Source organism: Camelimonas sp. FR25, from assembly GCF_059740505.1.
Genome location: NZ_JCAWFG010000077.1, coordinates 32,130 through 51,975, shown reverse-complemented (window position 1 = coordinate 51,975; position 19,846 = coordinate 32,130). Strand labels below are relative to the sequence as shown.

The 19,846-nt window shown below is 67.1% G+C and carries 13 protein-coding genes; 6 read left to right on the top strand and 7 right to left on the bottom strand.

The features are described 5' to 3' along the window. Positions 1–1,270: 1,270 nt before the first annotated feature. Positions 1,271–1,468 (bottom strand): hypothetical protein, encoded by a 198-nt coding sequence (locus AC6A67_RS09500; RefSeq protein WP_498036316.1) that lies wholly within the window; start codon positions 1,466–1,468, stop codon positions 1,271–1,273. Between the two features lie 551 nt (positions 1,469–2,019). On the opposite strand from AC6A67_RS09500, the gene AC6A67_RS09495 reads away from it, so the two are divergent. Continuing rightward, positions 2,020–2,643 carry a TIGR02466 family protein gene (locus AC6A67_RS09495; RefSeq protein ID WP_498036315.1) on the top strand — a complete coding sequence of 208 codons (624 nt, stop codon included), beginning with the start codon at positions 2,020–2,022 and terminating at the stop codon, positions 2,641–2,643. Positions 2,644–2,660: 17 nt separating this feature from the next. Here AC6A67_RS09495 and AC6A67_RS09490 read toward each other — a convergent pair whose 3' ends face one another. The 5 genes from AC6A67_RS09490 to AC6A67_RS09470 all read right to left on the bottom strand — a co-directional run bounded on the left by AC6A67_RS09490 (position 2,661) and on the right by AC6A67_RS09470 (position 9,959). Beyond that, the gene (locus AC6A67_RS09490) at positions 2,661–2,963 is read right to left on the bottom strand and encodes a hypothetical protein (protein ID WP_498036314.1); all 303 of its coding nucleotides are present in this window, start codon (positions 2,961–2,963) and stop codon (positions 2,661–2,663) included. Between the two features lie 169 nt (positions 2,964–3,132). Then, on the bottom strand, positions 3,133–4,047 hold the full coding sequence (locus AC6A67_RS09485) for an aldose 1-epimerase family protein (protein WP_498036313.1): 915 nt from the start codon (positions 4,045–4,047) through the stop codon (positions 3,133–3,135). A gap of 381 nt (positions 4,048–4,428) precedes the next feature. Then, positions 4,429–6,408, bottom strand: coding sequence for an RNA polymerase sigma factor RpoD (gene rpoD / locus AC6A67_RS09480; RefSeq protein ID WP_498036312.1), 1,980 nt, complete (start codon positions 6,406–6,408; stop codon positions 4,429–4,431). An 858-nt stretch (positions 6,409–7,266) separates the two neighbouring features. After that, complete coding sequence (gene dnaG, locus AC6A67_RS09475; RefSeq protein ID WP_498036311.1) at positions 7,267–9,222, bottom strand: DNA primase; 1,956 nt, start codon at positions 9,220–9,222, stop codon at positions 7,267–7,269. 281 nt (positions 9,223–9,503) lie between these two features. Continuing rightward, positions 9,504–9,959, bottom strand: a complete 456-nt coding sequence (locus AC6A67_RS09470) for a GatB/YqeY domain-containing protein (protein ID WP_498036310.1) — start codon at positions 9,957–9,959, stop codon at positions 9,504–9,506. 194 nt (positions 9,960–10,153) lie between these two features. Here AC6A67_RS09470 and carA point away from each other — a divergent pair, with 194 nt between their 5' ends. Then, positions 10,154–11,356 (top strand): glutamine-hydrolyzing carbamoyl-phosphate synthase small subunit, encoded by a 1,203-nt coding sequence (gene carA / locus AC6A67_RS09465; protein ID WP_498036309.1) that lies wholly within the window; start codon positions 10,154–10,156, stop codon positions 11,354–11,356. 288 nt (positions 11,357–11,644) lie between these two features. Here the strand turns inward: carA and AC6A67_RS09460 are convergent, their stop codons facing one another. After that, positions 11,645–12,259 carry an HdeD family acid-resistance protein gene (locus AC6A67_RS09460; protein ID WP_498036308.1) on the bottom strand — a complete coding sequence of 205 codons (615 nt, stop codon included), beginning with the start codon at positions 12,257–12,259 and terminating at the stop codon, positions 11,645–11,647. 524 nt (positions 12,260–12,783) lie between these two features. Between AC6A67_RS09460 and carB the strand changes: the two genes are divergently transcribed. The 4 genes from carB to AC6A67_RS09440 all read left to right on the top strand — a co-directional run bounded on the left by carB (position 12,784) and on the right by AC6A67_RS09440 (position 19,778). After that, the gene (carB, locus tag AC6A67_RS09455; protein ID WP_498036307.1) at positions 12,784–16,107 is read left to right on the top strand and encodes a carbamoyl-phosphate synthase large subunit; all 3,324 of its coding nucleotides are present in this window, start codon (positions 12,784–12,786) and stop codon (positions 16,105–16,107) included. Between the two features lie 918 nt (positions 16,108–17,025). After that, on the top strand, positions 17,026–17,499 hold the full coding sequence (gene greA / locus AC6A67_RS09450; protein WP_498036306.1) for a transcription elongation factor GreA: 474 nt from the start codon (positions 17,026–17,028) through the stop codon (positions 17,497–17,499). Between the two features lie 585 nt (positions 17,500–18,084). Then, positions 18,085–18,636, top strand: a complete 552-nt coding sequence (locus tag AC6A67_RS09445; protein ID WP_498036305.1) for a hypothetical protein — start codon at positions 18,085–18,087, stop codon at positions 18,634–18,636. A 161-nt stretch (positions 18,637–18,797) separates the two neighbouring features. Next, positions 18,798–19,778: a mitochondrial fission ELM1 family protein gene (locus AC6A67_RS09440; protein WP_498036304.1), complete on the top strand. Its 981-nt coding sequence runs from the start codon at positions 18,798–18,800 to the stop codon at positions 19,776–19,778. The last annotated feature ends 68 nt before the right edge of the window (positions 19,779–19,846 follow it).

Here is a 19,846-nt window from a genome sequence, read left to right as displayed (position 1 = left end):
TGTTCGCGGGCTGACGACGGGCATGGTCGCGGCAGGATTGACTGCCGGGCCGGCGCTGGCCCCGACGATGCTGGAATGACCTCGTCGCCGACCGCAGCCCTATGGGCAGAGTAGAAACCCGGAGCCGACGCCGGGAGCGGCGCCCCCCTTCAAGGCAGCGGCCACCTTGTGACGCGCCGGACTTGCTTACGCGGCTGTTACGCCCGGCGCGTGTGGCGCGCGACTGACGACGACGATCGTGATACGACCCAACACGATCACCATGGCCACCTGTGCCGCTCATGGCAGATGGTTCGGCAACCGGCCCCGCCAAAGCGCGGCCAGCGTCGTGTTCGGCCATCTTCCTTACGGCAGGCGTTTCAGGCCTGCCGGCGCAGTTCGCCGCCAGCCCACTGAGCAGCGCGCCGGCGGCCCTCCGCCCGAAGCGCGCAGGCGGTTGCGCAGCGCCGCCGGCCCCCGGCCTGCGGCGCGACAGCGACCCGGCGCCCCACGGTCAATTCAGCGATTACCCCTACGCTCGACCACATCGCGAGACACGACTCGCGATTAATACTGTGCACGTACTCACAATCGCACATCAATACTTAAACTGGCTCAGCTAATATTCAGGATCCGTTTACCAATGAGACGTATTGATACTGTCATGCACGTCCATGACGGCGCATGAACGGCAGTCATTACAGGAGACGACGTATGGTTTATCTTCTGAAGACGTCAAAGGCCGCGCCACGCAAACCAGCAAAGGCGGCCAGTCCGCGTAAGGCGGCGGCGCGGCTGGCGAGCGCAGCCGCCAAGGCAAAGGCGCCTGCGACCAGGGCGCCCGCGCGCGCCGCAGCCCGGCCGGCTGCGAAAAAGCCTGCGGCCAAGGCCGCCCCGGCCGCGCGCAAGCCAGCGGCCCACAAGCCGGAAGCCGCCGCGCGCAGCACAACGGCGCGGACGACCACAGCGCGCAAGCCCGCCGCAACCAGAGCGGCGCCGGCAAAAAAGCCCGCCACGTCACGGACGCCGACGCGGCGCTGAAAGGCAGGACGGCAGCCTCGCCAGCAAAAGCACGGTCGCCACGACCGTCGTTGCAACAACGCCAGGACGCGCGTGACTGTCGCCGGCCCTCCTCGCGCCGGTCGCAGAAAGCGCCCGCCCTGGCTCATCGGCTCAGGCCAGAGACAATTGCCTCCCACTGAGGCGCGATCAGCCAGTCGCTGCGCTATCGGCGCACGCCCCGGGGTGAGGGTGATGCGGCGGAGGCATCGACCCCACGCAATGGCCCCTCTCAGTGCTGCTGCATGTGCTCTTTGTCCGCCGCCTCCGCGGCGTCGTCATCACGCAGCGGCAGCTTTTCCAGCGGCGGTTGCGCCCCGCTGGCCAGATAGGCCTGGGCGCGCACCCGGCGCAGCTCTTCGCCAGACACGATCTGCACCCAGCCATCGCGCGTCTTGTACAGCCCACGTTCAGCGACATTCGAGGTCATGGCTTATCCTCCTCAATGCTTGCGTAACGGCGTAATACCAGGATGCGAAGATGCTGACGCAGACGCATCCTGAAATGCTCAGGCGCCGCACGGTCTTAACCAGAATCCGATGAGTCACGCTATCGGGTTCTGGTATAAGTCACACGCCTCGGGCGCATGCGATCAGCGCCACTGGCTACGTCCACCAGCGCCGCACAGCAGAGCCCGTCGCGCCGCGCGCGTCGGGCGCTGGTCTCGCCCGCGCGGCGCATTGGCCTGGCCCAAGGCGGGCAGCTCGCGGATACGTCAACCGCCTGGCGGCCTTACACCAGCAGCCAGCCCCTGATCGCTATCCTCGCCCCATTGGCCGGCGCGCGCCCCCGGCTATCAAGGTCAGGAGCTTTCATTGCCCCCGCCTGCCATAGACATGGGAAACTTCGCCAGCGGCGGCAAGCATCAACGCCAGGGCTCCAGGCAATGTGATGCAACGCCTCATCCGCCGTCGGCCTCAACAGGCCCGGCACGCGGCGCAACAGCTTTGACGCGCGCCGCCTTCGGGCGATATATGGCGCATGAGCGCCAACACCCCCAGCATCACCCAGCATTTCGCCACGCCCATCTATCGCGCCTCGCTTGCGCCCGGCGCCGACGCGCCGCTGGTGCGCGAGCTCGACGGCGTCTGCCGCAGCCTGACCGAGGACGACGACGCCGGCCTCGACTGGTGCGAGGCCAATGGCTATCCGGGCTACACCTCTTACGCCTCGCTGGATGACCTGCCCTGGCGATTCCCGGTGTTCGCGCAGCTGGTGACGCAGCTCGACCAGCACGTGGCCCGCTTTGTCGAGGCGCTGGATTTTGACCTCAAGGGCGGCAAGCTCGAATGCGACTCGCTTTGGATCAATGTGTTGCCGACCGGCGGCATGCACTCGTCGCACCTGCATCCCCATTCGGTGATCAGCGGCACGTTTTACGTCGCCCTCCCGCCTGGCTCCGCCGCCATCCGCTTTGAAGACCCGCGCCTCGCCTTCATGATGGCGGCCCCAGGCCGTCGCGACCCGGCCAATCGCCCATTCATCCGCCTGTCGCCCGAGCCAGGCGATGTGCTGCTGTGGGAGAGCTGGCTGCGCCACGAGGTGCCGATGAATGAATCGGAAGACGAGCGCATTTCCGTCAGCTTTAACTACGCCTGGAAATAACCGGCCAGGGATGGGGTCTATTCGCGCCCCTTCGGCAACAGGAAGTCGCAGGTCGCGCCCTGCGGCTGCGTCTTGCGCCCAAACAGCTTCGCCGTGCAGGTGAAGCCGTTACGCGCCTCGCGATAGGCGTAATCGCCGCGCACGCCGAAACGCGACCGGTAGACGCCATCCAGCTCACACCACTCGCCAGGGTCGGCGCAAATAACCCAGGCCCCGCCCGTCGCCGGATCGATCTCCCGCTCGCCTTGCGCCCACGCGCCCGGCGTGGTCGCCAACAGGACGGCGCCCGCCAGCCCTGCCCACAGCCCGTATTTCACCACGACGCCACCTCCCCGCCTCGACGCCGCGCCAGCCCCCGTTGCGCATGACAGAACGGGGTCTGGTTAAGCCCTTGCGGCGCCTGATCATGTCAGCATGCGGATACGTCAGCACCCGCCGACCTGGCGTCACTGGCGCCGCAGCCGTGTAATCCGGCAACGCAACCGGCCTTCAGCCGGATGTCAGCACAATGCGCATGCTGAAATCCCGCGCCGCGCCGGGCGGCAATTCCACCATGCCGGGCTTGTCGTAGAGGTCCTGCGGCTGTGGCGCATCGCCTGGCAGCGGCGCCTCGTCGGCATAGCCCTGCCATGGCTCGATGCAGACAAATGGCGCGTTGGCGCCAGGCTTGCTCCAGACGCCGAGGCTCGGCATCTGCGGAAACTCCACAGCGATATGCGGGCGGCCCGGCGCGCCATAAAGCACACGCCGGCTGGCCAGTTCGCGGAACACCAGCGCCCCGTCAGTGAACAGCGCGTCTGACAGCGGCAATTGCCCGTCGGGGCCCACGGGCGTGCGCCGCGCCGGCAGCAGCAGGCCATCGCCGTCAGGCCGGCACACCCGGCCGCGCTCCACCACCTCAAAGGTCAGGGCGTGCTCCTCGCGCGCGCCCCCATAGGGCAAGGGCCAGCGAAACGCCGGATGAAACCCCATGGCGCAGGGCATAGGCCGGCGACCACGGTTGGTCACCGTGGCGGTGACGGTCAGAGCCGTCGCCGCGATGTGATAGGCGACATCCAGCTGAAACGGGAACGGATAGACGGCGCGGCTGCTCTCGCTCTCACGCAGCCGCAGCAGCACCCGGTCAGTGTCGCGCTGCTCCAGCGCGAACATGGAGTGGCGGGCAAAACCATGCTGCGGCAGGCGCCGCGACTCGCGGCCCAGCCTGTAGGCCCCGCCAGCCAGCGCCCCGACGATCGGGAACAGCAACGGCGCCCGGCCGGTCCAGTAATGCGGGTCGCCATCATACAGCAGATCGCGCCCGTCCGGGTCCCGCAGCACGGCCAGTTCGGCGCCAAACGGCTCGATGTCGGCGCTCAGGCCACCGGCGCTGATGTGAATGCGATCATCATTGGCAGCCCGCATGAATCCCCCGCCGCAACGGCTGGCGCAGCTTCGCGCAAGCGTCGCCCTTTCTGCCGCCGCCCTGCGCAAGACACGACGGGGCGCCGGATGTTCTGTTTCCCGGCCTTCGGCGTCGCGCCGCAATGACAGCATGACGACGGCGGGCTGGAATCGGCCGCGACGGCCTTTGTGCGAGAAGACCATTGCGGCGCAGCAATCACAAGCGCCCGGCGCGTACAGCCGACGATCACGGATTGATGGGCAGGCCAACTGCGGGAAAATGCGCGCACGAACGCTCGGGAGATATAGCGATGCAGCTGGCGTCAGGCCCCCATCGCCCGGACACAAAAAGGCCGGCGATGTCACCGCCGGCCCCACTTTCGATGGCTCTTGCGCCTTGGCTCAATTGTCGAGGAAGCTGCGCAGCTTGCGCGAGCGGCTCGGGTGCTTGAGCTTGCGCAGCGCCTTGGCCTCGATCTGGCGAATACGCTCGCGGGTCACCGAGAACTGCTGGCCGACTTCTTCCAGCGTGTGGTCGGTGTTCATGCCGATGCCGAAGCGCATGCGCAGCACGCGCTCTTCGCGCGGCGTCAGCGAGGCGAGCACGCGCGTGGTGGTCTCGCGCAGGTTCGACTGGATCGCCGCGTCGATCGGCAGGATGGCGTTCTTGTCCTCGATGAAGTCGCCGAGGTGGCTGTCTTCCTCGTCGCCAATCGGCGTCTCCAGCGAGATCGGCTCCTTGGCGATCTTCAGGACCTTGCGCACCTTTTCCAGCGGCATCGCCAGCTTTTCGGCCAGCTCTTCCGGCGTCGGCTCGCGGCCGATCTCGTGTAGCATCTGGCGCGAGGTGCGGACGATCTTGTTGATCGTCTCGATCATGTGCACCGGGATACGGATGGTGCGGGCCTGGTCGGCGATCGAACGGGTGATCGCCTGGCGAATCCACCAGGTGGCGTAGGTGGAGAACTTGTAACCACGGCGGTATTCGAACTTGTCGACCGCCTTCATCAGGCCAATGTTGCCTTCCTGAATGAGATCGAGGAACTGCAGGCCGCGGTTGGTGTATTTCTTGGCGATGGAGATCACGAGGCGCAGATTGGCCTCGATCATTTCCTTCTTGGCCTGGCGGGCTTCACGCTCGCCCTTCTGCACCATCAGCACGATCTTGCGGAACTCGCCGATCTCAAGCCCGGTCTCGGCCGCCAGCGTCTGGATGTCCTGACGCATCGAGCGGATCTGGTCCTTCTCGTGGGCGACGAAGTTCTTCCAGCCCTTGGTGCCCAGCTTGGAGACGCGCAGGATCCACTTGGGATCGAGCTCGGCGCCCTGGTATTGCTTGAGGAAGTCCTCGCGGCCGACGCCATGGCTCTCACCGAGACGCAGCAGGCGGCTTTCCATGCCGATCAGGCGCTTGTTGATGTCATAGAGCTGCTCGACCAGCGCCTCGATGCGATTGGCGTTGAGCGACAGGGACTTCACGTCAACGACGATCTCGTCCTTCAGCTTCTTGTACTTGCGCTCCTGGGCCGGCGACAGACGCAGGCTCTGCAGGCGGTTCTCGATGTCCTGATCCTGCAGGCGGCGCAGGCGCTTGTAATTGTCGGCGACGCGATCAAACGTCTCCAGCACCTTCGGCTTGATCTCGGCTTCCATGGCGGACAGGGAGATATTGTTCTCCATATCCTCTTCGTCCATGTCGCCCGAGGCTTCCTCGCCCTCAGCCGTTTCTTCCTCGCCCTCGGCGGCCTGGCCCTCAACCGCGGCGGCGCCATTCTTGGCGTCGGGACCTGCGTAGGTGGCCTCAAGGTCGATGATGTCGCGCAGCAGAACCTTGCCCTCGACCAGCTCATCGCGCCAGATGATGATGGCCTGGAAGGTCAGCGGGCTCTCGCACAGGCCGGCGATCATCGCCTCGCGGCCAGCCTCGATGCGCTTGGCGATGGCGATTTCGCCCTCGCGTGACAGCAACTCCACCGAGCCCATCTCGCGCAGATACATGCGCACCGGGTCGTCGGTGCGCTCGCCAGGCTCGCGGGTGGTGGTGGTCGGCGCGGCGACAGCGCGCGGGGCAGCCGGCGCCAGTTCGCCGCCCTCGGCCTCTTCCTCTTCGCTCTCGCCTTCTTCCTTGTCGTCGTTCTCTTCGGACTCAACGACGTTGATGCCCATCTCGGACAGCTGCGACAGCACGTCTTCGATCTGCTCCGAGTTGAACTCCTCGGGAGGCAGAACCTCGTTCAGCTCTTCATAGGTGACATAGCCGCGCTTCTTGGCGAGCTTGATCATCCGGCGGACGCCGGCGTCGGTCAGGTCGAGGAGAGGGCCGTCGGTCTGGGTCTCGGCCGCATCTGGGGCGTCTTCCCGTTCCGTCGCTTTTGTCGCCATTCGCTCAAGCTCCACTGTCATCCGTCGGGCGGGCTCCGCCAAACGCATCGCCGGCCCCCAGACGGGAGCCGCCAGAATATCCATCACCACCACCGGGCCAGCGGCGCGTCGCCCGACGGCCCCGCACGCTTACTCCCGATGGCTGACGCGCCAGGCGCGTCCGCTCGTCCCCGGCGCCCCGCGCCCCAATTCCATGCCGCCGCATCGACCCTGGCGCACCCGCCTGCCGACAGGCCATCACCGCAACGCGGTCACAACTTGCGGCGCCGCACAAGACCGCCGCACATGGCGCCACGCGTCGCGCCGCATTCCCGAGCCACCTGCCGAGCCGCCTGGCTCCAGGGCGGTGGCGTCGGCCAGGCCAATCCAGGACAATCCAGGACAATCCAGGACAGCCTAGGCCAAGCCAATTCATGCCTCGCCGCCGTCGCCACGCAGACACTCCCGCCAGGTCGTCAGAATAGCCTCGCGCCCTCAGGCGACGTTGCTCATGCGCCGACCGGCGGCAAATGTCGAATCAGTCGAATGTGCGGCTGTCCCTCTATTTTAACAGATGCAACGGCTTCAGGCACGGTCGCCGCCACGTGAGGCCGCCCCAGGCGCGCGCCAGAGCCGTTGCCCGCAGGCTGCAGCACTAGCGCGTTAATCCTTATAAATCGTTGCGCCACAAACATTAACAGCGCCCCACCGCTGGAGTCCGCGCCAGGATGATACAGGCATGTGCGGCGCCATCGCGCCAGCCACAGGCCAGGAGGCTCACGCAAGAAATCGGCGGCTAGCGCAAGAAAAATGCGCCCTTATGCCGCGAATCAGTTCAGCTGCTCCCAGCGACCTGCAAGGCGGGGCTGGCGTCCCGGCTTACCAGTTGCGGTCGCCGGCCTGGGCTTCGGCGCCGTCGAGACTGTCGAGGCGGGCCTTGACGTCGCAAAGCCAGCTGAAGTTCGCTTCGGACTCCTCTTCGGCGAATGCCCGTTGCGCCGCCGTCAGTTCGGTATGTAGAGCGCCGGCGCGGCTTTGCAAGGTCAGCGCCTGGCGCAGCATCTCTTCAACCGCCAGCGCGTCAGCCTCTGGCTCCAGCGCCCAGGCCGCCCCCGCCGCCATGCGGCGGCGCAGCCCGTCGAGGCGGTCAGCGAGGCCGCAGCTGGCCACAAGCTGCCGCAGATCGCCTGCTTGCTCCGCTTCGCCCACGTGGTCGGCGGCTGCGCCATGGCGGGCCACGCAATCGAGCAGCTCCCGCGCCGCCTGGCGCGCTTCCGGGCCGCGAAAGTCGATCGCCGCCAGCTGTTCGCCCAGATCCACCAGAAAATGCGGATGGGCGATGAGCAAGGCGACGATCAGCATTTCGCGCGGGAACTCCGCCGAGCGGGTCAGCCCCGGATGGCCGGCCAGCGCCATGCCAGGCGGCATGCCGGAAGCTTTGCCTGACTGGCCCCAGCCGCCGCTACGTCCCGAACCTGCGCCGCCACGGGCAAAACCTGCGCCACTTTGGGCGCGGGCGTTGCGATACCGGCCCTGGCCGCCCTGGGGCGCCGCCGGGGTCAGCGCCGCGATGCGCGCGTCAATCTCGGCGCGATAGTGCCGCCGCAGCGTGTCATCCTGAATGCGCATGGCCGCGTCGCGCAGTCGGTGCTCCAGCGCGGCGCGCTGGTCAGGGGTGTCGAGCGCCTGCCCCTCGGTCTCGCGGCGCCACAGCAGCTCGACCATCGGGATCTGGGCGCGCAACGCTGACAGCACCGCCTCGCGGCCGCCCTGGCGCAACAGATCGTCCGGGTCCTGCCCTTCGGGCATCAACACGAAATTCACCGTCTTGCCCGGCGCCAGCAGCGGCAGCGCCACATCCAGCGCCCGGAAGGCGGCGCGACGGCCAGCCTTGTCGCCGTCAAAGCACAGCAACGCCGTTTCCGCCGAACGCCACAACAGGGTGAGCTGTTCCGGCGTCAGCGCCGTGCCAAGCGGCGCCACGGCCTGGGGGGCGCCCGCCATGTCGAGGGCGATGACGTCGACATAGCCTTCCACCACCACGATGGCCGAGGTCTGGCTGGCGCCAGGCTGCTGCAGGGCCTTGCGGGCGTTGTGAAAATTGTAGAGCAGCCCGCCCTTGTGAAACAGCGGCGTCTCGGGCGAGTTGAGATATTTGGGCTGCACCTCCGCCGCCATGGCGCGGCCGCCAAAAGCGACAGGCCGGCCGCGCGGATCGGCGATGGGGAAGATCACCCGGTCGCGGAACCGGTCATAGGGCGTTGGAATGTCGTCGCCGGCGATCAGCAGGCCGGCGTCGATCATGGCGTCGACCGCCACGCCTTTGGCCGCCAGCGCATTCTGCAGCTCGTGCCGGCCTGCGGGAGCGTAGCCGAGGCGAAAGCGCCGGCGCACCTCCGGACCAAGGCCGCGACCGTCGAGATAGGCGCGGGCCCGTGCCCCGCGCGCCGAGGTCAGCTCATATTCAAACCATTGCGTCGCCAGCTCCACCACCTCGTGCAGGCCCTGGCGTTTCTGTTCGCGCCGCGCCTCCTCAGGGGTCTCACGCGGCAAAGACACGCCGGCTTCGGCGGCGAGCCGTTCGACCGCCTCACTGAAACTGAGGCCTTCGGTCTCCATGACGAAATTGAAGATGTCGCCGTTGCGCCCCGACGAGAAATCGAAATAGCGCTGCTTGTCGTCATTGACGAAGAAGGAGGCGGTCTTTTCGGCGTTGAAGGGCGACAGCCCCTTCCATTCGCGTCCGGCCTTGGTCAGGCGCACGCGCCGTCCGACCACAGCCGACACCGGCATGCGCGCCTTGATCTCATCCAGAATGGACGGTGAAAATCGCATGGAGCTGTCGCGAAGCCTTTAGCTGGCGCCGCCAGGCGCTGGCCAGCCGCCCTTGTGCGCCTGGCCCGCCATTATACGACCGCGCGCCCGATTCACCATGCGCCGGCCTCAGCCACAGCCCGCCGGGTCCAGCGGGCTGTTGGTTGTGGGGATAGTCGCCCCGGGCGACGCGCCGCATGGACGCCACGCAGCAAACCGCCGCGTGAACCGAACCCGGCGCGCGACACTCAGCCGTCGCGCCTGCCCAAACCCTCGCGCCTGCCCAAATCTTCGCCCGCGTCTCAGCCGCCGAGCGCCGCCTTCACCGCCGCGCTGGCCTCGGCGAAATTCATCTGGCCGGTGTATTTGGCTTTCAGGGCGCCGACGACCTTGCCCATGTCCTTCATGGATGCTGCGCCGACCTCGGCGATGGCGGCGTCGACCGCCGCCTTGATGGCGTCGGCGTCCATCTGCGCCGGCATGAAGCTCTCGAGCACGGCGATTTCTGCGCGTTCACCCGCAGCGAGCTCGTCGCGGCCTGCCTTGGCGTAAATCTCCACCGACTCGCGGCGCTGCTTGACCATCTTCTGCAGCAGAGCGAGGATTTGCTCATCAGACAGCGGCTCACGACCCTCGCCACGGGCGGCGATATCCTGATCCTTCAGGGCTGCGGTGATGAGGCGCACTGTGGCCAGGCGCGGCTTGTCGCCCGAACGCAGGGCGTCTTTCTGGGCGGTGGCGAATGCCTCACGCAACATGATCGTGTCTCCGCTCTTTGAGCTGTAATCGTTGACGGCTGCGGACGCTCACCCTAAGTGTCCGCTTAAATCTGATGAAGTCGGGCATGCAGGACGGCTGGCGTCGCCACGAACCCTAACACGGTTCGCAGGCGACGGGCGGCCGTCAGGGCGCGCGCCGCAACCAGAAACCCGGACTTAGGACAATGGCGACCATGCTTCAAGACAGCACCCAACCGGAAGGCTGGAGCGAACCTACGGCCACCGCACTGCTGGTTCTCGCAGACGGAACCGTCATCGAGGGCTATGGCATCGGCGCCGAGGGCCAGCGCGCAGGCGAGGTCTGCTTCAACACCGCCATGACCGGCTATGAGGAGATCATCACCGATCCGTCCTATTCCGGTCAGATCATCACCTTCACCTTCCCGCACATCGGCAATGTCGGCGTCAATGACGAGGACATCGAGTCGGTCAACGCCGCGTCGGACAATGGCGCCACCGGCATAGTGCTGCACGCCGAGGTCACCGACCCGGCCAACTGGCGCGCCACCAAACACCTCGACGCCTGGCTGAAGGCGCGCGGCATCGTCGGCATCACCGGCGTCGACACCCGGGCGCTGACGGCGCTGATCCGCGACAATGGCATGCAGAACGCCATCGTCGCCCATGCGCCTGACGGCAAGTTCGACGTCGCGACGCTGCAGCGCGAGGCGGCGGCGCTGCCGTCGATGGTCGGCCTCGACCTCACCCCCGGCGTCAGCACCACGCAGCGTATCGACTGGGACGAGAGCACCTGGGATCTCGAGACCGGCTATGGCAAGGCTGGCGAGGCCAAATACCACATCGTCGCCCTCGACTACGGCGTGAAGCGCAACATCCTGCGACTGTTCGCCGAGCGTAATTGCAAGGTCACGGTGGCGCCGGGCAATTCTTCGGTCGAGGACATTCTCGCCCTGAAGCCGGACGGCGTGTTCATCTCCAACGGCCCGGGCGACCCGGCCGCCACCGGCAAATGGTCGCTGCCGCTGATCGCCGAGCTGGTCGACCGTCGCGTGCCGACCTTCGGCATCTGCCTTGGCCACCAGATGCTGGCGCTGGCCGTCGGCGCCAAAACCGAAAAGATGCGCCAGGGCCATCACGGCGCCAATCACCCGGTGCAGGACCTCGGCACCAGGAAGGTCGAGGTGGTGTCGATGAACCACGGCTTCGCCGTCGATCGCAATTCGCTGCCAGCCAATGTCCAGGAGACGCACGTCTCGCTGTTCGACGGCTCGAACTGCGGCATCGCGCTGACTGACCGGCCGGCGTTTTCGGTGCAGCATCACCCGGAAGCCTCGCCTGGCCCGCAGGACAGTCATTATCTGTTCGACCGCTTCCTCGGCCTGATCGACGCCGAGCGCGCCCGTCAGCAGGGCTGACGCCTGAACCCGATGGGTATGGCTCATCGGGGATCAGCCTCGCAGGTCGCGGAGGCGCAAGCAGCTCCTGGGCGTGGCTTAACGACAGCGACAGGCCGGGCGCCGCATCATTCTGCGCAGGCTGCTCCGGAGCGATGTCGCGGCCATCAAGGACTTGAGCAGGACACTAAAAAACCGCCGGCGCACAACGCCGGCGGTTTTATTTTGGGCCGCATCGCCTGGCCTGGATGACCGCGCGGCGCTCGCCGCGCGACCAGCCGCTGGCGCGGCGTCAGCGGCTCAGCGCCATCAGGATTTGCGCGCCGCCAGCGCCAGGGCGATGAAGGCGATGCCTTCCGACACCAGCTCGATGGCGAAGAACAGGCCGATGACCCAGACGCCCGACGCCGGCCACTCGGAGAAGATCATCACGCCCAGCACCACCGACAGCAGGCCGCTAAGCGCGGTCAGCACCCAGCCGGAGGCCGGACGCAGCTGGAAGGCCATGATGATGCGCAGCACGCCGACCGCCAGCAGGGCGGCGGCGATGAACAGGGTGATCGACAGGGCGCCGAGCACCGGGTTCCAGATCAGCACGGCGCCGGCGACGATGTAGAGCACGGCGATGAGCAAATGGGCGGCGAAGGGGCCCCAGTCCTTCTCGCTGAAGGCGTCGACGATCTGGGCGCCGCCGCCGATCATCACCAGCGCGCCGATCCACCAGACGGTGACGAGGGTCAGCGACGGCAGCATGGCGAAGCCAATGATTCCAAGCGCCGTCAGCAGCACGCCCAGCGCCAGCAGCCAGCCCCAGCGATTGCGCAGGCGCTTGCGCAGCCCCTCAAAGCCTGGCGTCAGCCCGGCGCCCGGAGATGTCGACGCCGTTGTCGATGGCCCTGTCGCCGTATTGTTCTGTTCACTCATGTCGGCCTCCATGAACACGCAGCGCCCCCGGCGCGGCGTGAAGCCTGCTGCGACGAACTGCGCCGGAATGGCGCAGGGGCGCCGCGCGATGCGGTTGTGCGACGGCCGCGCGCCTGCGCGCCGGGCCTGCGCCTGCTGTCACAAGTGTAATCCATGCACCACAGCCTGCGGACAAATGCACGCGCCATGGTTAAGCCGCAGATCACAAACGCCTGACAACAGTCCGCATCAGCCCTTCCCTCCCGCGCCGTTATCGTCTAAACGATCTCGATCCCGGGCCCGGCGCTTCCTCTGGCGGCTTCCAGCCCTACGCCAGATCCAAGGACGCAGCCCTCGGCTTACCGCCGACGTAGCGGCCTTTTTTTATGCGCGAGGCCAGGGATCAGACACACGATCGCCCGCTTGCGCCTGACGGCTCCGCCGGCAGGCCCGCACGCTCGGGCGAGCGTCCCCACTATGGCGCGGCGTCGCCCTGGAGCTTCCCGGTTCCGGACGTCACGCCCCAGGCTGACAAAGCGGACCCGATGCCCAAACGCACAGATATCTCCACGATCCTGATCATCGGCGCCGGCCCCATCGTCATCGGCCAGGCCTGCGAGTTCGACTATTCGGGAACGCAGGCGTGCAAGGCGCTGAAGGACGAGGGCTACCGCATCGTCCTGGTGAATTCGAACCCGGCCACGATCATGACCGATCCCGATCTGGCCCATGCGACCTATATCGAGCCGATCACGCCGGAAGTCGTGGCGAAGATCATCGAGAAGGAACGCAACGTCATTCCGGGCGGCTTCGCCCTTCTCCCCACCATGGGCGGCCAGACGGCGCTGAACTGCGCCCTGTCGCTGCAGAAGATGGGCGTGCTGGAGAAGTTTGACGTCGAGATGATCGGCGCCACCGCCGACGCCATCGACAAGGCCGAAGACCGCGAACGCTTCCGCGAGGCCATGACCAAGATCGGTCTGGACACGCCGCGTTCGCACCATATCAAGACCCTGGCCGCAGCGCTTGAGGCGCTCGACGACATTGGCCTGCCGGCCATCATTCGCCCGTCGTTCACGCTGGGCGGCACCGGCGGCGGCATCGCCTACAACAAGGCCGAGTTCATCGACATTATCGAGCGCGGCATCGACGCCTCCCCCACCAATGAGGTGCTGGTTGAGGAGAGCGTGCTGGGCTGGAAGGAGTATGAGATGGAGGTTGTCCGCGACAAGGCGGACAATTGCATCATCATCTGCTCGATCGAGAACATCGACCCGATGGGCGTGCACACCGGCGATTCGATCACCGTCGCCCCGGCGCTGACGCTCACCGACAAGGAATACCAGATCATGCGCGACGCCTCGCTGGCGGTGCTGCGCGAGATCGGCGTTGAGACCGGCGGCTCGAACGTGCAGTTCGCCGTCAACCCGGCCAATGGCCGGATGATCGTTATCGAAATGAACCCGCGCGTGTCGCGCTCCTCGGCGCTGGCGTCGAAGGCCACCGGCTTCCCGATCGCCAAGGTCGCGGCGCGCCTGGCCGTCGGCTACACGCTTGATGAGATCGACAATGACATCACCGGCGGCGCGACCCCGGCGGCGTTCGAGCCGACCATCGACTATGTGGTCACCAAGATCCCGCGTTTCGCCTTCGAGAAATTCCCAGGCGCCGACAGCACCCTGACCACCGCCATGAAGTCGGTGGGCGAGGCGATGGCCATTGGCCGCACCTTCCAGGAGAGCCTGCAAAAGGCCCTGCGCTCGCTCGAGACCGGCCTCAACGGCCTCGATGAGTTCCAGATCCCCGGCCTCGGCCAGGACGACGACAAGAACGCCGTGCGCGCCGCCCTCGGCACGCCGACGCCGGAGCGCCTGCTGGCGGTCGGCCAGGCCCTGCGCCTTGGCTTCGACGCCGAGACCATCCACGACGCCTGCAAGATCGACCCGTGGTTCATCGCCCAGCTCAAGGGCATCACCGACATGGAGGCGCGGGTCCGCGCCCATGGCCTGCCGACCACGCCGGGCGCCTTCCGCAAGCTGAAGGCGATGGGCTTCTCCGACGCGCGCCTCGCCATTCTGGCCGGCCTCAGCGAGGCTGACGTGACGAAGCGCCGGCGCGAGCTTGACGTGCGTCCGGTGTACAAGCGCATTGACACCTGCGCCGCCGAGTTCGCCTCGCCGACGGCTTACATGTACTCGACCTACGCTGCGCCTTTCGGCGGCAGCCAGCCGGTGAACGAGGCCCAGCCGAGCGCGCGCCAGAAGGTCGCCATTCTCGGCGGCGGCCCGAACCGTATCGGCCAGGGCATCGAGTTCGACTATTGCTGCTGCCACGCGGCCTTTGCGCTGGAAGACGCCGGTTACGAGACCATCATGGTCAATTGTAACCCGGAGACCGTCTCCACCGACTATGACACCTCCGATCGCCTGTACTTCGAGCCGCTGACGGCTGAGGACGTCATCGAGGTGCTCGACCTCGAGCGCAGCAAGGGCACGCTGCATGGCGTGATCGTGCAGTTCGGCGGCCAGACGCCGCTGAAGCTGGCCAATGCGCTGGAGCAGGCCGGCATCCCGATCCTCGGCACCTCGCCGGACATGATCGACCTCGCCGAAGACCGCGACCGCTTCAAGCGCCTGCTCGACAAGCTCGGCCTGAAGCAGCCCGACAATGGCATCGCCTATTCGGTGGAGCAGGCGCGTCTGGTGGCGGGCGAACTCGGCTTCCCACTGGTGGTGCGCCCGTCCTACGTGCTCGGCGGCCGCGCCATGGCCATCCTGCGCGACGAGACGCAGCTCAACGACTACCTGTTCGGCACCCTGCCGGAGCTGGTGCCGCAAGAGGTCCGCATCCGCTATCCGAACGACAAGACCGGCCAGATCAACACCCTGCTCGGCAAGAACGCCCTGCTGTTCGACAGCTATCTGTCGGACGCGGTTGAAGTCGACGTGGACGCGCTCGCCGATGGCGAAGACGTGTTCATCTGCGGCATCATGGAGCACATCGAGGAAGCCGGCATTCACTCGGGCGACAGCGCCTGCTCGCTGCCGCCGCGCTCGCTGCCGGCTGAGACCATCGCCGAACTCGAGCGCCAGACCGCCCTGCTGGCCAAAAACCTGCACGTCGGCGGCCTGATGAACGTGCAATACGCCATCAAGGACGGGGTGATTTATCTGCTCGAGGTCAATCCCCGCGCCTCGCGCACCGTGCCGTTCGTCGCCAAGGTCATTGGCACGCCGATCGCCAAGATCGCCGCCCGCATCATGGCCGGCGAGAAGCTGGCCAGCTTCAACCTGGTCAAGCGCGATCTGAAGCACATCGGCGTCAAGGAATCCGTATTCCCCTTCGCCCGCTTCCCTGGCGTCGACATTGTGCTCGGCCCGGAGATGCGCTCGACCGGCGAGGTCATGGGTCTCGACTTCGACTTTGGCGTCGCCTTCGCCAAGAGCCAGCTTGGCGGCGGCTCCAAGGTGCCGACCTCCGGCACGGTGTTCGTGTCGGTGCGCGATGGCGACAAGGAGCGGATCCTGCCGACCATGCGCTCGCTGGTCGACATGGACTTCAAGCTGGTCGCCACCTCCGGCACCCAGCGCTTCCTTGAAGAGAACGGCGTGCCATGCACCCGTATCAACAAGGTGCTTGAAGGCCGTCCGCATGTGGTCGACGCCATCAAGAACGGCGGCATCCAGCTGGTGTTCAACACCACCGAAGGCGCCCAGGCGCTGCAGGATTCGCGTTCGCTGCGCCGCGCCGCCCTGCTGGCCAAGGTGCCCTATTACACCACGCTGGCCGGCGCCATCGCCTCGGCAGAGGGCATCAAGGCCTACCGTGGCGGCGAGCTGAAAGTGCGCGCGCTTCAGGAATATTTCTGAGCGGCGTCACGCCTCACGAGGCGGCGCGCACATGCGCCGCCCACACATCCGTGCAAGCTGGCGTTCGTGACCGTGTCATCTGACACATGCGCTGAGCGCCCATGCAGCGGGCAGCCCAGGGCCGGTTGCGGCCACTTGCCGTAGCGTATTTCCCTATGGTCTCGCCGGCGGCAGGCGCTCCATATCTTTCACCCGCCGCGGCGCCGGCACGGGGCGCGATTCCACCGCCCGGAAACGCGGCGCGGCTCTAGATGGGAGCGAAAAGTCAATCGCCCTCCCCCAGACAAATCGACCGCGCTGCAAGGGCTTGCGGCGCGCCGCGGTCCGGGGCACTCTGTCATCAGCCATTCAGCAACGGCCAAGGCGACCCCGCCCAATCTTTTGGGCGTGGGTTGTTCTGCGTCGCTTCCCTGGCTGGCCTGCTGCGACCAACGCGGTCGTGCAGGCGCAAGAATTCACACGACGACGACGCCAGCGGGCCGGGGGTGGCTCATTGGCGGCGCCAACGTCACCCCGGATGTGGTGAGCAACTCAGGCGGACAGACTATCGCCAGAATTGCCCGGCACGACCCCGGACTGATTGCCTCCGCGCCGCACGCGTGGTGGGCCGAGCGCCCGGTGACTTCGGTGCGGAGCACATCGGGCGCAAGGACACTGGCGAGATCCGGCGCTGGCGAGATCCGGCGCTGCGACCTTTGGGCTGTCTCGTCCGGGCGGCGGCGGCGTGCGCGCCTTTCGCCCTGACGCGCTTCCTGTGGCCGACCACGCCAGCTGGCAGGAGGCGCGCCGCACAATGGGATTGGGCATGATCCGCTACAGCACGGGATCATGCTCCGGTGAAAATACTCCGTCGCACGCTTTTGCGGCGGACCCTGGGCCCGCCCTGTGCGGGCCCAATCTACACTTACGGGTGGATTGATGGAAAAGGTTCCGATCACGACCAAGGGCTATGCGGCGCTCGAGGTCGAGCTGAAGCACCGGCAACAGGTGGAGCGCCAGCGCATCATCACGGCGATCGCCGAGGCGCGCGCCCTGGGCGACCTGTCCGAGAACGCCGAGTATCACGCCGCCAAGGAAGCCCAGAGCCTCAATGAGGGCCGCGTGCTCGAACTTGAGGGCCTGATCTCGCGCGCCGAAATTTTCGATACGTCGAAGATGAGCGGCGACACTGTCAAATTCGGCGCCACCGTCACTTTGGTTGACGAGGACACCGAGGAAGAGAAGACCTATCAGATCGTCGGTGAGCCCGAGGCCGATGTCAGCCAGGGCAAGGTGTCGATCAAGTCGCCGATCGCCCGCGCGCTGATCTCCAAGAGCGTCGGCGATACGGTGGAAGTCAACGCCCCCGGCGGCGGCAAGTCTTACGAGATCGTCGGCATCGTCTTCCGCTGATCTGCACGGGCGGCGACACGCCCGCGTGGCTGGCGCGGCTGGCTCATGCGCGGCGCCAGACCCGGCCAGGGACGTGACGCCGCGACCAGATAACCTGCGAATCAAGGCCTCCGCATCCGTGCGGGGGCTTTTTTGCTTTATGGCGTCCTCCGCCCTCCGCCCTCCGCCCTCCGCCCTCCGCCCTCCGTGCCAAGCGCATATGCTGATTGCTCATAAGGTTCACTTCGATTGAAAAATCATCCGGGCGTTCGTCGCGGTCGCGTCGTCGCCTCACGTCCCGCCAACGGGCGACGAGCCCCCGCCAGGCCCCCGCCAGGCCCCCACCAGGCCCCCACCAGGCGCGGGACAGGGGCGGACAGGCTGGGGCGAGGGGTCGCAGTCTGGTGATTGCGTCGCCCCCATGTGCGCCATCACACATTAAAATTTGGACCCGGCGCCTATCTCACGGCCATACGCCTGTGGCCGCCCGTAGCGCCCCGGCGCCGAAATCACCAATCGACTGGAGCGGGCCTTGATCTGGTTCGCTCGCGCTGCGCGGCCAGTGGCCGCGCTGGCGATGCTCCTGTGATGGATATGTCCGCTTCCGTGAAAGCCGCCCTGACCTCCTTGCTCTCCCGCGCCAACCTGGCGCGGCGTCCGCTCACTGCCGCTGTGGCGGCCTTGGTCGTTGGCGCCGCCGTGCTGCTGGCGCCCATGCTCCCAGGCAGCGGCCAGGCCTCCAGCCTGCCCCATGGCGGCTTTGCCTCGCTCACCGTGGACACGTCGCCGCTCGGCGCGGAGCTCTACCAGCCCACCGGCGAACGGCTACGCCAGATGATGCGCGAGGAGATGTCGCGCAAGTTCAGCTTCACCGGCGACCAGTCCAGCCCGCGCCTCGTGGTGCGTCTGACCGATGTGGTGGTGCCCGCCGACATCATCCAGGATGGCTCCGCCGCGCTGCGCACCACTGACCGCATGGAGGGCGAAACCCTGGTCATCGGCTCCGATGGCGCCGTGCTGCATCGCTATCCAGTCACCGTGACCTCGCCCGCCGCTTTGCCCCATGGCGAGAACGGCGTCGAAGCTGACTTCCGCCGGCTGGGCGAGCTGGTTAAATCCTATGCGGGCTGGACAGCCCGCTACGTCCAGGCCATGTGACAGACGCCGAGGGCTCGCGCTTGCAGTGGCCTCGCGGGGCCCTGATTGCCCGCGTCTGATCAGCGACACATCGCCAGCCCGCCCGGCGGCCAACGCCCCAGCATGGTCAGGCTGCTGGCGGGCTAACCTCGAGGGCGGCTGCAGCCAGGGACCAGAGCGTGATGGCGTCGTCAGACAGGCCGGCATCAGCGTGGGCGCTCAGCGACGGCAAGGCCGGCGACGAGTTGCAATGCGCCGCCGTCATCGAGGCGCTTGACCTTGCGCCGCAACTGCGCCGCGTCGCCCCCCGCCCGCCATGGCTGTGGCTGATGCCGTGGGGGCCGATCAGCCCGCTTGAGGCGCCGGACCGGCCCGGCAGCCCGATAGCCGGGCCTTTTCCAGACCTTGTCGTCGCCTCGGGCCGCCGCGCCGTGGCCTATCTGCGCGCCATCCGCCGCGCTTCAGAGGGCCGCGTGTTCACGGTGTTCCTCAAGGATCCGCGCACCGGCCCTGATGCCGCCGACCTGATCTGGGTTCCCGAACATGACCGGCTGCGTGGGCCGAATGTGCTCGCCACCCTGACCAGCCCGCACCGGCTGTCGGCGCAGCGCCTTGCCGCCGCCCGCGCCATGCCCCCGCCGCAGCTGGCGGCGCTGCCCGGGCCGCGCGTCGCCGTCCTGCTCGGCGGCGACAGCCGTCGCCATCACTTTACGGAGAGCCTGATCGCCGAGCTGTGCGGCAGGCTTGAGGCGCTGGCCGCCAGCGGCGCCGCGCTGATGATCACCCCCTCGCGCCGCACGCCAGCCAGCCTGGCCAGAGCGGCGCAGGCAGTCGTCGCCTGCCACGGCGGCTATTATTGGGACGGAACTGGCGACAATCCTTACGCCGCCATGATGGCCCTGGCCGATGCAGTGGTGGTGACGACCGATTCGGCCAATATGGTTGGCGAGGCCGCCGCCACCGGCCAGCCGGTGCTGACCTTTTCCCCAGGGCCCGACGACGCCAAAACCACGCGGCTGCTCGACGGTCTGCGGGCGCGGGGAATTGTGCACGAATTCCGGGGAACACTTGCAGGCAGTGCATACCCCCCCCTAAACTCGACCCAGTCTATCGCCGATGCAGTCATGACGGCCTGGCGCGCTCGCCGCGACCGGGCCAGCTGAGCGCGCCGCCTGTGCGTGATAACGCCAGGCGGCCCGACTATCCCCTTGCGGGGACCTGCTTTGACGGC